The sequence below is a fragment of the Kitasatospora sp. NPDC058492 genome, from assembly GCF_042720685.1.
Lineage (GTDB): Bacteria > Actinomycetota > Actinomycetes > Streptomycetales > Streptomycetaceae > Kitasatospora.
Map to the genome: position 1 here is coordinate 36,496 of NZ_JBHXMU010000035.1, position 13,641 is coordinate 50,136.

Below are 13,641 nucleotides of genomic sequence, written 5' to 3' on the forward strand. Positions count from 1 at the left end.
CAACCCCCCCCACCCCCCCCCCAACCCGGCCCCAGTCCCGTGGTTTTCCCCCCCCCCCCCGCCCCCGTCCACCCCCCCGCCGGCCCCGGCCCCCCCCCCGGCCCCGGCCCCGCCCCCGCCGGGCGGCGGTACCGCCGCGCCACTCCGAGTCGTGAGGTGTACCCATGTCACTGCTCTCCAGCGTCACGTCACCGGCCGAACTGCGAAAGCTTCCGGCGGCCGAACTCCCGCTGCTCGCCGACGAGATCCGCGCGTTCCTGATCGACGCCGTCACCCGCACCGGCGGCCACCTCGGGCCCAACCTCGGTGTGGTCGAGCTGACCATCGCCCTGCACCGGGTCTTCGACTCCCCGTACGACCGGATCGTCTTCGACACCGGCCACCAGAGCTACGTCCACAAACTGCTCACCGGCCGCCAGGACTTCTCCCGGCTGCGGATGAAGGGCGGGCTCTCCGGCTACCCCTCGCGCGGCGAATCCGAACACGACCTGGTCGAGAACTCGCACGCCTCCACCGCCCTGTCCTACGCCGACGGCCTCGCCAAGGCCGCCCGACTGCTCGGCCAGCACGACCGGCACACCGTCGCGGTGATCGGCGACGGCGCGCTCACCGGCGGGCTCGCCTGGGAGGCGCTCAACAACATCGCCGAGGCCCGCGACCGGCCGCTGGTCATCGTCGTCAACGACAACGAGCGCTCCTACGCCAAGACCATCGGCGGCCTCGCCAACCACCTGGCCACCCTGCGCACCACCCAGGGGTACGAACGCTTCCTCGCCCTCGGCAAGGGCGCGCTGCAGCGCACCCCGCTCGTCGGCCAGCCGATCTTCGACGCGCTGCACGGGGCCAAGAAGGGCTTCAAGGACGCCTTCGCGCCCCAGGGCATGTTCGAGGACCTCGGGCTGAAGTACCTCGGGCCGATCGACGGCCACGACCTCGGCGCCGTCGAACAGGCGCTGCGCCAGGCGCGCAACTTCGGCGGCCCCGTCATCGTGCACTGCCTCACCGTCAAGGGGCGCGGCTACCGGCCCGCCGAACAGGACGAGGCCGACCGCTTCCACGCCGTCAACCCGATCGACCCGTACACCTGCCTGCCGATCTCGCCCAGCGGCGGAGTCTCCTGGACCTCGGTGTTCGGCGACGAACTGGTCGCGCTCGGCGCCGAGCGGCCCGACCTGGTGGCGATCACCGCGGCGATGCTCCAACCGGTCGGCCTGGCCCGCTTCGCCAAGGCCTTCCCGGAGCGCACCTTCGACGTCGGCATCGCCGAGCAGCACGCCGTCACCTCCGCCGCCGGCCTCGCCACCGGCGGCCTGCACCCGGTCGTCGCCGTCTACGCGACCTTCCTGAACCGGGCCTTCGACCAGGTCCTGATGGACGTCGCCCTGCACCGGCTCGGCGTCACCTTCGTCCTCGACCGCTCCGGGGTCACCGGCAGCGACGGCGCCTCGCACAACGGCATGTGGGACATGTCGATCCTCCAGGTCGTCCCGGGCCTCAGGCTCGCCGCCCCGCGCGACGCCGACCAGCTGCGGGCCCAGCTGCGCGAGGCCGTCGACGTCGAGGACGCCCCCACCGTGGTCCGCTTCCCCAAGGCCACCATCGGGCCCGCCGTGCCGGCCGTCGAGCGGATCGGCGGGATGGACGTCCTGCTGCGCACCGGCCGGCCGTCGGAGATCCTCCTGGTCGCGGTCGGCACCACCGCCGCCGCCTGCCTGGACGCCGCCCGGCTGCTGCTCGCCGAGGGCTTCACCGCGACCGTCGTCGACCCCCGCTGGGTCAAACCGGTCGACCCGGCCCTGCCGGAACTGGCCGCCGCCCACCGGCTGGTCGTCACCGTCGAGGACAACGGCCGCACCGGTGGCGTCGGCGCCGCCGTCGCCCAGACGCTGCGCGACGCCGACGTGGACGTGCCGGTGCGGGTGCTCGGCCTGCCGCAGGAGTTCCTCGGCCACGCCGCGCGCGGGGAGATCCTGGAGGAGACCGGTCTGACCGGCACCGGAGTCGCCGCCCAGACCGCCGTCTTCGCCAAGAACCTGCTACCGAACCGAGGAGCGAACCAGCGCCATGCCGGCTGACCCCGACCGCACCGCCGCCAGCTTCGACCTCGCCGCGCTGATCGCCGAACGCGGCGCCGAGCGGTACGAGCTGCACGGCCGCCACCTCAACCCGCAGCTGCCGCGCATGCTGCACACCATCGGCTTCGACAAGTACTACGAGCGCGCCAAGGGCCCGTACTTCTACGACGCCGAGGGCAACGAGTACCTCGACATGCTGGCCGGCTTCGGCATCTTCGCGCTGGGCCGCCACCACCCGGTCGTGCGGTCGGCGATCCAGCAGGTGATGGACCTCGACCTGCCGGACCTGGTCCGCTTCGACTGCTCGCCGCTGCCCGGGCTGCTCGCCGAGCGACTGCTCTCGTACGCGCCCGGGCTGGACCGGGTGTTCTTCGGCAACAGCGGCACCGAGGCGGTGGAGACCGCGCTCAAGTTCGCCCGGTACGCCACCGGCCGCAGGCGCGTCCTGTACGCCGACCACGCCTTCCACGGGCTGACCACCGGCTCGCTCTCCGTCAACGGGGAGAGCGGTTTCCGCAAGGGCTTCGATCCGCTGCTGCCGGACACCGCCATCCCGCTCGGCGACCTCGGCGCGCTGGCCAGGGAGCTGAAGCGCGGCGACGTCGCCGCCCTGATCGTCGAGCCGATCCAGGGCAAGGGCGTCCTGGCGCCGCCGCCCGGCTGGCTGCGTGCCGCGCAGGCCCTGCTGCACGAGCACAGGGCGCTGCTGATCTGCGACGAGGTGCAGACCGGGATCGGCCGTACCGGCGAGTTCTTCGCCTACCAGCACGAGGAGGGCGTGCTGCCCGACCTGGTCTGCGCGGCCAAGGCGCTCTCCGGCGGCTACGTGCCGGTCGGGGCGACGCTCGGCAAGAGCTGGATCTTCGAGAAGGTGTACTCCTCGATGGACCGGGTGCTGGTGCACTCGGCCAGCTTCGGTGCCAACGCCCAGGCGATGGCGGCCGGACTGGCGACCCTGGAGGTGATGCGCGAGGAGAAGGTGGTGGAGAACGCGCGTCAGGTCGGCGATCAGTTGCGCGAGCGGCTGGCCGCACTGGTCGACCGGTACGAGCTGCTCGCCGAGGTGCGCGGCCGGGGTCTGATGATCGGCATCGAGTTCGGCCGGCCCAAGTCGCTCAAGCTGCGCACCGGATGGACGGCCCTGCAAGCGGCGCGCAAGGGGCTGTTCGCCCAGATGGTGGTCGTCCCGCTGCTCCAGCGGCACCGGATCCTGACCCAGGTGTCCGGTGACCACCTGGAGGTGATCAAGCTGATCCCGCCGCTGATCATCACGGAGCGCGACGTCGACCGGTTCGTGGACGCCTTCACCGACATCATGGATGACGCGCACCGGGGGAGCGGGCTGATGTGGGACTTCGGGCGGACGCTGGTGAAGCAGGCGGTCGGCAGTCGCTGAGCTGGTTCTGGGCGGGTGCTCGGCGGCGGTGCGGGAGTGTTGCGGGAGTGTTGCGGGAGTGGGAAGTCGGCCGGGCCGACTTACCACTCCGTGGGAGACACCGTGTCAGAGCTCGGTCCGGCGGCGCCGGATGACCACGACGAGATCGACGGTGGCGAACAGGGTGAGCAGGCCGCAGGCGATGGCGAAGCCGGTGAGGGTCCCCCGGCTGGGGGCGCCGTCGGCGGGGGAGGCCGCCGCCCAGATCGCGAAGCCCGCCGTCGCGAGCGCGAACAGCGGCGTGAAGGTGAGCGACAGCAGGTAGCGGAGCTTGAGGTCGCTGCGGGCGGTGGCCGGCTCGGTGCCGCTGCGCCAGGGCCGTCGCGGAGTGGTGGTGCGCATGGCCGTTCACCTCCGGGCCGCGCGGGTGGGGGCTACGATTCCAGCGTACGTCCGTGGGGGAGAGCGGGGGAGACGCGATGACGGGGTCGGACGCGGCGGCGGACGCCGAGGGCTACGCGGGGCTGCGGATCGAACGGGCCCGGGAGCTGGCCCGGCGGCACGGCTGGGCCTCGGTCCGGGTGCTGGAGCCGGGGGCGATGATGACCATGGACCACCGTGAGGGCCGGCTCAACCTCGCGGTGCGCGACGGCGTGGTCGAGCGCAGCTGGGAGGGGTAGGGCCGCCCTCCCGGTGGTCGACCTTTCCGGTGGCCGGGGTGGCCGGGGTGGCCGGTGGTCGTGGCGTGCGGGCTCAGTGGCCCGGCCGCCGGGCCAACCGCTGTTCGGCGGCGACGACCAGCGGCTCCAGCAGCGGCAGCGAGAGCAGTACCAGCAGTCCGGCGGCCCAGCCGGCCAGCACGTCGGTGACCCAGTGGGTGCCCAGGTAGAGCGTGGTCAGGCCGATCGAGCAGGCGGTGGCGGCGGCGATCACCGCGCCGGTGCGCCGCCAGCGGACCGCGAGGTAGGCGAGCACGCCCCAGGTGACGACCGCGTTGGCGGTGTGACCGGACGGGAAGATGGTGCCGCCGGAGAACAGTTCGGGCGAGCCGACGTACTGGGCGTAGTGCGGGCCGAGCCGGCCGGTGACGATCTTGACCGCGCCGACCGTGACGTTGAGCAGCAGCAGCGCGACGGCCATCACCAGCAGCGGGCGCAGCCGGCCCAGCCGGTGCGCGCGCCAGCCGAGCCAGACGAAGGCGGCGATGGCGGAGGGGCCGCGTTGCCCGGCGACCACCCAGGTGTCGAGCAGCGGTTCCAGGCTGGGCCAGCGTTCGTAGGGGCGGAACAGCCGGACCGACCAGTCGAGGTCGACCAGGGCGGTGTTGAGCAGGACACCGGCCAGGACCAGCAGGTAGGCGACGCAGGTCACGGCGAGTAGGGCGGCCTGCCGGCGGCCCATCGGCGGCCAGCCGGGCTCGCGGCGGTGGGCTCGTTCGGGGCTCGGGCGCTCGCGGTGGGTGGTGGTGAGCTGCTCCGGCCCCTGGTTCGGATAGGGCGCGGGGGTACTCGGGGCTTGCACGGGGGTGACCTTACCCATCCGGCCGGGGCTATTCCGGAGGGATTTGTCATTTTCCCGTGAAATCGACAATTGGCGGGGAGAGGTCCGCCCGGGGAGTGATTTCCGCGATTCTCGGATCGAATGCCAGTGTGGTGTTCGAATGATTCTGCAAAAGCCCCGGTAAAGAAAACGGAGTGGGAGGCCGGCGCGGCCGGCTTCCCACTCCGTGGTAACCCTGTGTAGGTTCCGTGCTCAGTCGAGGGGGCCGCCCGCGACGTAGATCACCTGCCCGGAAACGAAGCCGGCGCCCTCGCTCGCGAGGAAGGAGATGGTGTGGGCGACGTCCTCAGGCAGACCGACCCGCTGGACCGGGATCTGGGAGGCCGCAGCCCGCTTGAAGTCTTCGAAGTCCATGCCGACCCGGGCGGCGGTGGCCGCGGTCATGTCGGTGGCGATGAAGCCGGGGGCCACGGCGTTGGCGGTGATGCCGAACTTGCCCAGCTCAATGGCCAAAGTCTTGGTGAAGCCCTGCAGACCGGCCTTGGCGGCCGAGTAGTTGGCCTGGCCGCGGTTGCCCTGGGCGGACGAGGAGGACAAGTTGACGATGCGGCCGAAACCGGCGTCCACCATGTGCTTCTGCACCGCGCGGGTCATCAGGAAGGCCCCGCGCAGGTGGACGTTCATGACCGTGTCCCAGTCGGACTCGGACATCTTGAAGAGCAGGTTGTCGCGGAGCACGCCCGCGTTGTTGACCAGCACGACGGGGGCGCCGAGCTCGGCGGCCACCCGGCCGACGGCGGCCTGCACCTGGTCGGCGTCCGAGACGTCGGCGCCCACGGCCAGGGCCCGGCCGCCGGCCGCGGTGATCCGGTCGACGGTGTCCTTCCCGGCGGTCTCGTCCAGGTCGAGGACGGCCACGGCGTAGCCGTCGGCGGCCAGTTGCACGGCGGTGGCGGCGCCCAGGCCGCGGGCGGCGCCGGTGACGACGGCGACCCGGGGGGCGGTGCTCTGCTCGGTCATGCTCGCTCTCGTCTCTCTCGGGGTGGTCTCCGCGGGGAGCGCCCCGGGGAGGGTGGCCACACCCTACCCGTGAGTAGGGAGGGCGAACAGGGCTGGAGAGTCGTGGGTGACGGTCGGTAAGGACCGACCGGTCGGCTTTCTGCTGAGAACGGGTTACCGAGAGGGCGTGGCGGCCGCGTAAATATGCCAATGTTGCCGAACCTGCGTCTACTATCCGCCCCTGCCTGCCAGCAAGGGCCCGCCGTTTGTATAGTGTCCGCCAGCAGCCACCGGCTGCACGGCTGGAGCGCCCTCCCTCATAGCTGGACGCCCACTCGCCGTTACTGCCCCACCCGGGTGTCCCACACACACCGGGTGTGACATCGGGACGGATACATGGTGCTGGGGGAGATCCCGACGACCCGCGTGTCCGCGCGACTGCAACAGTCGCCCGGACACCTGATTCGCGTTGCACAGCAGGTTCACACCAGGCTGTGGTCCGAGCATGTCGGAGCCGATCTCACGGCTCCGCAGTTCGCCGTCCTGCTGGTCCTGGCCCTCGAACCGGGTGCCGACCAGCGGACGGTCGGCGAGCGAGCCTCGCTGGACAAGGCGACGATGGCGGAGATGGTCGCGCGGCTGGTCCGCCGCGGCTTGGTGCTGCGAAGGCGTGACCCGGCCGACGGCCGGCGAAAACTGCTCGCTCTCTCGCAGAGCGGTGCCCAGGCGGTGCGTGAGGCCACCGGCGGTGTGGTCCGCGTGCAGCGCACCCTGTTCGAGCCGCTGACGGCGGAGGAGCAGGTGGAGATCGTGCGGGTGATGGCCAAGATAGCCAGGCTGGAGCCCGCCGCGGTCGCCGTGTTCTCCGATGCGCGGCCGACACTGGACGCGCAGCGGGCGATCGGCTACCTGATCAGGGTGGGCCAGCAGGTGCACACCAAACTCTGGTCGGAGCACGTCGGTGCGGAGCTCACGGCTCCGCAGTACGCGGTGCTGGACGCGCTCGAACTGGAACCGGGCGCCGACCAGCGCACGGTCGGTGAGCTGGCCTCGCTGGACAAGGCGACGATGGCCGAGATGGTGAGCCGGCTGGTGCGCCGTGGTCTGGTGCAGCGCCGGCGCGACCCCTCGGACGGGCGCCGCAACCTGCTGTCGCTCTCGCCGGCGGGCCAGGACCTGCTGCACCGTTCGACGGCCGGCGTGGCCGAGGTCCAGCGGCTGCTGCTCGCCCCGCTGGACGAGAGTGAGCACGGGCCCGCGCTGGCGCTCCTCGGCAAGGCGGCGCGGCTCTAGAAGGATCCTTTGAGCGCCAGCCAAAACGATTCGCCAACGTACGGAAGGCCTGGTGTGCCGAAGGCTTGAGGCGTTGACGGCTCAAGGCGTTGACGGCTCAAGGCGTTGATGACTCAAGCCGTTGACGGCTCAAGGTGCTGGTGGCCTGACGTGCCGGAGGCCGCTGCTCGTCGGTGTCGGCGGATCGTGGCACACCGAAGACCGCCCACCCCTGCAGGGGTGGGCGGTCGTTCGACATGACCGCTCGTCAGAGAAGTCGGACGGCGGGTGCCGTCAGTTCCAGTCGAACTCCTGCGGGTCCGGACCGATCCGCGTGCCGGTGGCGACACCGGCGATCGCGGCGAGGTCCTCGGCGTCCAGCTCGAAGCCGGCGACGTCCAGGTTCTCCCGGATGCGGGCCGGGGTGACCGACTTCGGGATCGCGATCACGCCGCTCTGCAGGTGCCAGCGGAGCACCACCTGGGCGACCGTGCGGCCGTGCTTCTCGGCGATCTTCGCCAGCACCGGCTCGGCGAGCAGCTCCTTGCCCTGGCCCAGCGGGCTCCAGGCCTCGGTGGCGATGCCGTGCTGGGCGTGGAAGGCGCGCAGCTCGGTCTGCGGGAAGTACGGGTGCAGCTCGACCTGGTTCAGCACCGGGACGACCGAGGTCTCGTCGAGCAGTCGGGTGAGCTGCTCGGGCCCGAAGTTGGAGACGCCGACCGACTTGACCCGGCCGTCCGCCTTCAGCTGCTCGAAGGCCTTCCAGACGTTCAGGTAGCTGCCGTGCTTCGGGCGCGGCCAGTGGATCAGGTAGAGGTCGACGTAGTCGAGGCCGAGCTTGGCCAGCGACGCGTCGAACTCGCGCAGGACGGCGTCGCGGCCCTGCTCGCCCGACCAGTCACGGGTGCCCGAGTTCCACAGCTTGGTGGTGATGTAGAGGTCCTCGCGGGCGACGCCGCCGGCCAGGGCCTCGGTGATCGCCTGGCCGGTGCCGGCCTCGTTCTCGTAGATGGCCGCGGTGTCGATGGAGCGGTAGCCCGCCTCGATCGCGGTGCGGACGGCGGCCGTGGCCTTGTCGTCCGGGACCTGCCACACGCCGAATCCGAGCTGCGGGATCTGCGCGCCGTCGTTCAGCGTGACGTTGGGGATGTTGCTCACGGGAAGGGGTGCCCTCCTGGTTGTCCGTCTGATTCCAGAAGGGGGCAACTGGGGCCCGGGCGGGATTGTTCCCGCCGTTCGGGGGAATCTTGCGGGGCCGGAGGCCCGCTCCGGCGGAGATCCGGGGGCCGGGCGGCGAAAAAACCTGTTGCGCAGATCACATCGGGGTTGGCAGGCTCGTGGCCATGACCTCCTGAGATCCGGGCCCTTCGTGCCCTTCCCGCCCCCGTCCGGCGGTCCCGTCCGGCGGTCCCGTTCGGCGCCGCCCCGGACGCGCCGATGCCGCCGGGGCGAGGCGTCGCGCTGTCGCCCGCCGCCGCCCGTCTTCCGCTGTTCGCGCGAGTCGGGCCCGCCGTGCCGCGAGACCCGTGCCTCCGGCTCGTGACCTTCTCCCGGCGTGCCCGCTCACGCCTGCTCGCACCCTCCAGCACCTCCAGGACCTCCAGCACCGTCCCGCACCCTCCTGTATCGGAGTGTCATGCTGCTCACCCCCCTGCCGTTGGCCGACCCCGGTAGTCCCGATCTCTCCTCGCCCCCGGCCTTCCTGCGCTGGCTCCAGCGCGGCCAGCGGCGCGGGCAGGTGCTGGCCACCTGCTGGGCGCTGCTGGAGATGGGCGGCCAGGCGGCGCTGCCGATAGCGCTCGGGTGGGGCGTGCAGGCCGCCGTCGACGGCGAGGCCGCCGGGATCTGGCGGGCCGGTGCCCTCGCGGTGGCGCTCGCCGTGCTGTCCGCGCTCGGTGCTGTGCTGCTGCACCGGCAGGCGGTCTGGAACTGGATCCACGCGGCGTGCCACGTGCGGCAGCTGGTGGCCCGGCAGGCCTCGCACCTGGGCGCCGGGCTGTCCTGCCGGATCGCCACCGGCGAGGTCGTCGCGGTCGGCAGCGGGGACGTCGAGCGGATCGGCTGGTACGTCGAACTCGTCGCCCGGGTCCGGGCCGCGGTGATCGTCTGGCTGGCCGTCAGCTCGGCCGTGCTGGTCGTCGAACCGGTGCTCGGGGTCGGGGTGCTGCTCGGCGTCCCGGTGCTGGCGGCCGCCGTCTGGCCGCTGATCGGGCCGTTCGAGCGGCGGTACGAGCAGCAGCGCACGCTCGGCGGCAAGGCCACCGAGCTGGCCGCCGACACCGTGGCGGGGCTGCGGGTGCTGCGCGGCATCGGCGGCGAGGAACTGTTCCTCGACCGGTACCGGGCCGCCTCCCAGAAGGTCCGGGCCGCGGCCGTCCGATCGGCCCGGATCTGGTCGCTGATGCAGGCCCAACAGGTCCTGCTGCCAGGCCTGTTCGTGATCGGGGTGACGTGGTACGGCGCCCGGCAGGCGGCCGCGGGCGAGCTCGCCGTCGGCACCCTGATCGCCGTGTACGGCGCCACCGCCTTCCTCGCGGCGCCGCTGCGGATCCTCGGCGAGGCCGCGCACGCCTGGAGCGTCGCCCGGGTCTCCGCCGGGCGCGCCGTCCGGGTGCTCTCGCTCAGCCGCACCGGCGGCGTGGCCGAGGCCTCGCTGAACAAGCCGGGGAACGCCGATCTGTTCGACCCGGCGACCGGGCTGACCGCGCGGGCCGGGGAGCTGACCGCGGTCGTCTGCGGGGACCCGGACTTCGCCGGGGCGCTCGCCGGGCGGCTCGGCGGGCACGTCCCGGCTGCCGAGGACGAGCCGGAGCAGCCCTCCGTCCGGCTCGGCGGGACGGAGCTGGACGCGGTGCCACTGGCCGAGGCCAGGGCGGCGGTGCTGGTCCACGACAAGGAGCCGGTGCTGCTCTCCGGCACCCTGGCCGGGCTGTTCGACATCCCGTCCTCGGGGCGGGTCTCGGTGGCCGAGGCGCTGGCCGCCGCCCGGTCCGACGACGTGCTGGAGGCCCTGGTGGACGGCTCGCCGGAGTGTGCGGGCGACGCGATGCTCGCCCGGATCACCGAGCGCGGGCGCTCGTTGTCCGGCGGGCAACGCCAGCGGCTCGCCCTGGCCCGCGCGCTGCTGGCCGACCCGCCGGTCCTCGTCCTGGACGAGCCGACCAGCGCGGTGGACGCCCACACCGAGTCCAGGATCGCCACCGGACTGCGGGACACCCGGGCGGGGCACACCACCGTGGTCTTCGCGACCAGCCCGCTGCTGCTCGACCAGGCCGACCGGGTGGTGCTGCTGCGCGACGGCCGGGTGGCCGTGGCCGGGCGGCACCGCGACCTGATGCGGACCGAGCCGGCCTACCGGGCCGTGGTCACCCGCGAAGAGGAGCCGGCACCGGTGGGGGAGCCGGTATGAGCGGCCGCGTGGGCACCCGCGCCGTCCGCCCCGCCCGACCCGCCGCATACCTGAGGAGCACGTCATGAAGCCCCCCGTCCATGAGGAGCAGGGGCCGGCCACCACCCTGCCGGTCGGCTCACCGGCCGCCGTGCGCGCCTACCTGCGCCTGCTCGCCCGGCGCCACCGCCGAGGGTTCTCCGCGGTGGTGTCACTGCACTCGGTGGCCACCGTGGCCGGGCTGGTCGGCCCCTGGGTGCTCGGCAGCCTGGTCGAGTCGCTGGCCACCGGCACCGCCGAGGCCACCATCGCGGTCGCGGTCGGCTGGTACCTGCTGGCGCTGGTGGTGCAGTCCGCCTTCACCGGCTGGTCCCGGATGCGCGGTGCCGTCCTCGGCGAGCGGGTGCTGGCCGACCTGCGCGAGGACTTCCTGGTCCGCTCGGTCGCGCTGCCCACCGGCGTGCTGGAGCGGGCCGGCACCGGGGACCTGGTCTCCCGGGGCACCACGGACGTCGACCGGCTGGACAAGTCGGTGCGCGAGGCCGTGCCCGAACTCGCCGTCGCCATCGTGTCGTTGCTGCTGGTGATCGGCGCCCTGCTGGTCACCTCGCCGCTGCTCGCGCTCACCTCGCTGATCGGCCTGCCGCTGCTGCTGGTCAGCTCCCGCTGGTACTTCAAGCGCGCGCCGCAGTCCTACCGCAACGAGTCGGCCGGGTACGCCGCGGTGAACACCGTGCTGGCCGAGACGGTGGACGCCGGGCGGACGGTGGAGGCGCTGCGCCTGGGCGACCAGCGGATCGCCCTGACGGACCGCAAGCTGGGCGAGTGGCTCGCCTGGGAGCGCTACACCCTGTGGCTGCGCTCGGTCTGGTTCCCGACCATCGACGCGGTCTACTCCTCGGCGGTGCTGGCCACCCTGTTGCTCGGCGGGCTGTTCACCCTCAAGGGGTGGATCACCGTCGGCCAGTTGACCACAGGAGTGCTGTACGCGCAGATGCTGACCGGCCCGGTCGACCTGATCCTGCGCTGGTACGACGAACTGCAGATCGGCCAGGCCTCACTGGCCCGGCTGGTCGGCGTCCGCGAGGTGCCGGAGCACGAGGGCGACGAGTCCAGCCACCCGGACGGCCGCCGGGTCGAGGCCCGGGACGTCCGGTTCGGCTACCGCGAGGGCGCCGACGTCCTGCACGGCATCAGCCTGGACGTCGCGCCGGGCAGCCGGGTCGCGCTGGTCGGGCCGTCCGGGGCGGGCAAGTCCACGCTGGGGCGGCTGCTGGCCGGGATCTACGCCCCCGGGCGCGGCAGCGTGACGCTCGGCGGGGCGGCGCTGGCGCGGATGCCGGCCGAGCGGGTGCGGGCGGAGGTCGCCCTGGTGAACCAGGAGCACCACGTCTTCGTCGGCACCCTGCGGGACAACCTGCGGCTGGCCGCGCCCGGGGCCGAGGACACCGAACTGCGCTCCGCGCTGGACGCGGTGGACGCCGGCGGCTGGGTGGACGCGCTGCCGCACGGCCTCGACACCGAGGTCGGCTCCGGCGGCACCGCGCTGACCCCGCCGCAGGCCCAGCAGCTGGCGCTGGCCCGGCTGGTGCTGGCCGATCCGCACACCCTGGTGCTGGACGAGGCCACCTCGCTGCTGGACCCGCGCGCCGCCCGGCACCTGGAGCGCTCGCTCGCCCGGGTGCTGGAGGGCCGCACGGTGATCGCCATCGCCCACCGGCTGCACACCGCGCACGACGCGGACGTGATCGCGGTGGTCGAGGGCGGCCGGATCAGCGAGTACGGCAGCCACCCGGAGCTGGTCGCGGCCGGCGGCCCGTACGCGGCGCTCTGGCGCTCCTGGCGGGACGAGCGGTAGCGGGCCGGCGCCGTCGAACCCGTACGGCGCCGTTGACCCGTACGGCATTTCAAACCCGCACGGGGCCGGATTGCCCCGTGCGGGTTACTCCCTCGCCCATCAGGGCGTGTAACCGGGCAAATCGGATCCCCGGCCCGCAGACTGCTCCGGTGACCAAGATTTCGGACGGCTCGTCCGGCTCCAAACGCAGCGAGATCGCCGGGATCCCCACCCGGTACATCGGGATCGGCGTCCTCGTCGTCCTCGCCGTGTGGTTCCTGTTCGCGAACCTCGACAAGGTGAAGATCCAGTTCTGGGTGTTCACCGTCACCGCGCCGCTCTGGATCGCACTGCTCGCCACGCTGCTCGCCGGCGGCGCTCTGGGCTGGCTGCTGAAGGGGCGTCGCGGCCGGTGACCAGCGCTCCCGGGCCGGCCCAGGCGGGGCCCTCGGCCTTCACGCCGCTGATCGAGGTGCGCGGCGTCAACAAGCACTTCGGGGACCTGCACGTCCTCCAGGACATCGAGCTGACCGTGGGCCGCGGCGAGGTCGTCGTGGTCATCGGACCGTCCGGCTCCGGCAAGTCGACGCTCTGCCGGGCGATCAACCGCCTGGAGCCGATCGAGGACGGCACCATCCTGATCGACGGCGAGCCGCTGCCCGAGGAGGGCAAGGGGCTGGCCCGGCTGCGCGCCGAGGTCGGCATGGTGTTCCAGTCCTTCAACCTGTTCGCGCACAAGACCGTGCTGCAGAACGTCTCGCTCGCGCAGATCAAGGTCCGCGGCCGGCCCCGGGCGGAGGCGGACGCCAAGTCCCGCGCCCTGCTGGAGCGGGTCGGGCTGGAGGCGCACGCCGACAAGTACCCGGCCCAGCTCTCCGGCGGCCAGCAGCAGCGGGTGGCGATCGCCCGGGCGCTGGCGATGGACCCGAAGGCGCTGCTGTTCGACGAGCCGACCTCGGCGCTCGACCCCGAGATGATCAACGAGGTGCTGGACGTCATGCGCCAGCTCGCCCACGAGGGCATGACGATGGTCGTGGTCACCCACGAGATGGGCTTCGCCCGGGCCTCCGCCAACCGGGTGGTCTTCATGGCCGACGGCCGGATCGTCGAGGACCGCGCCCCGGAGGACTTCTTCAACGCTCCGGAGAGCGAGCGCGCCCGGGACTTCCTGTCCAAGATCCTGAAGCACTGAGGC

The 13,641-nt window shown here is 72.7% G+C and carries 12 protein-coding genes; 8 read left to right on the plus strand and 4 right to left on the minus strand.

Features of this window, described 5'->3' with window-relative positions; genetic code table 11:
• Nucleotides 1–164 precede the first annotated feature (164 nt).
• A complete protein-coding gene (gene dxs / locus ACFWPI_RS22910; RefSeq protein WP_380373803.1) occupies nucleotides 165–2,075 on the plus strand; it encodes a 1-deoxy-D-xylulose-5-phosphate synthase in 1,911 nt (636 codons plus the stop codon).
• Entirely contained in the window at nucleotides 2,065–3,471 is a 1,407-nt protein-coding gene (locus ACFWPI_RS22915; RefSeq protein WP_380373800.1) for an aspartate aminotransferase family protein, read from the plus strand. The genes dxs and ACFWPI_RS22915 overlap by 11 nt, the downstream gene beginning before the upstream one ends.
• A gap of 105 nt (nucleotides 3,472–3,576) precedes the next feature.
• Here ACFWPI_RS22915 and ACFWPI_RS22920 read toward each other — a convergent pair whose 3' ends face one another.
• Nucleotides 3,577–3,852: a DUF6343 family protein gene (locus ACFWPI_RS22920; RefSeq protein WP_363377224.1), complete on the minus strand. Its 276-nt coding sequence runs from the start codon at nucleotides 3,850–3,852 to the stop codon at nucleotides 3,577–3,579.
• Between the two features lie 77 nt (nucleotides 3,853–3,929).
• On the opposite strand from ACFWPI_RS22920, the gene ACFWPI_RS22925 reads away from it, so the two are divergent.
• Nucleotides 3,930–4,130: an I78 family peptidase inhibitor gene (locus ACFWPI_RS22925; protein WP_063350104.1), complete on the plus strand. Its 201-nt coding sequence runs from the start codon at nucleotides 3,930–3,932 to the stop codon at nucleotides 4,128–4,130.
• A gap of 73 nt (nucleotides 4,131–4,203) precedes the next feature.
• Here ACFWPI_RS22925 and ACFWPI_RS22930 read toward each other — a convergent pair whose 3' ends face one another.
• Nucleotides 4,204–4,971, minus strand: a complete 768-nt coding sequence (locus tag ACFWPI_RS22930) for a phosphatase PAP2 family protein (RefSeq protein WP_363377226.1) — start codon at nucleotides 4,969–4,971, stop codon at nucleotides 4,204–4,206.
• A gap of 231 nt (nucleotides 4,972–5,202) precedes the next feature.
• Nucleotides 5,203–5,970: a 3-oxoacyl-ACP reductase FabG gene (fabG, locus tag ACFWPI_RS22935; RefSeq protein WP_380373796.1), complete on the minus strand. Its 768-nt coding sequence runs from the start codon at nucleotides 5,968–5,970 to the stop codon at nucleotides 5,203–5,205.
• A gap of 375 nt (nucleotides 5,971–6,345) precedes the next feature.
• Here fabG and ACFWPI_RS22940 point away from each other — a divergent pair, with 375 nt between their 5' ends.
• Complete coding sequence (locus ACFWPI_RS22940; protein WP_363377227.1) at nucleotides 6,346–7,242, plus strand: MarR family transcriptional regulator; 897 nt, start codon at nucleotides 6,346–6,348, stop codon at nucleotides 7,240–7,242.
• Between the two features lie 273 nt (nucleotides 7,243–7,515).
• Here the strand turns inward: ACFWPI_RS22940 and ACFWPI_RS22945 are convergent, their stop codons facing one another.
• A complete protein-coding gene (locus ACFWPI_RS22945; protein ID WP_380373793.1) occupies nucleotides 7,516–8,379 on the minus strand; it encodes an aldo/keto reductase in 864 nt (287 codons plus the stop codon).
• Between the two features lie 478 nt (nucleotides 8,380–8,857).
• On the opposite strand from ACFWPI_RS22945, the gene ACFWPI_RS22950 reads away from it, so the two are divergent.
• The 4 genes from ACFWPI_RS22950 to ACFWPI_RS22965 all read left to right on the plus strand — a co-directional run bounded on the left by ACFWPI_RS22950 (nucleotide 8,858) and on the right by ACFWPI_RS22965 (nucleotide 13,638).
• Nucleotides 8,858–10,630 carry an ABC transporter transmembrane domain-containing protein gene (locus ACFWPI_RS22950; RefSeq protein WP_380373790.1) on the plus strand — a complete coding sequence of 591 codons (1,773 nt, stop codon included), beginning with the start codon at nucleotides 8,858–8,860 and terminating at the stop codon, nucleotides 10,628–10,630.
• Between the two features lie 64 nt (nucleotides 10,631–10,694).
• Nucleotides 10,695–12,467 (plus strand): ABC transporter ATP-binding protein, encoded by a 1,773-nt coding sequence (locus tag ACFWPI_RS22955; RefSeq protein WP_063350108.1) that lies wholly within the window; start codon nucleotides 10,695–10,697, stop codon nucleotides 12,465–12,467.
• A 149-nt stretch (nucleotides 12,468–12,616) separates the two neighbouring features.
• A complete protein-coding gene (locus tag ACFWPI_RS22960) occupies nucleotides 12,617–12,862 on the plus strand; it encodes a LapA family protein (RefSeq protein ID WP_363585876.1) in 246 nt (81 codons plus the stop codon).
• A 47-nt stretch (nucleotides 12,863–12,909) separates the two neighbouring features.
• Nucleotides 12,910–13,638 (plus strand): amino acid ABC transporter ATP-binding protein, encoded by a 729-nt coding sequence (locus ACFWPI_RS22965; RefSeq protein WP_063351563.1) that lies wholly within the window; start codon nucleotides 12,910–12,912, stop codon nucleotides 13,636–13,638.
• The last annotated feature ends 3 nt before the right edge of the window (nucleotides 13,639–13,641 follow it).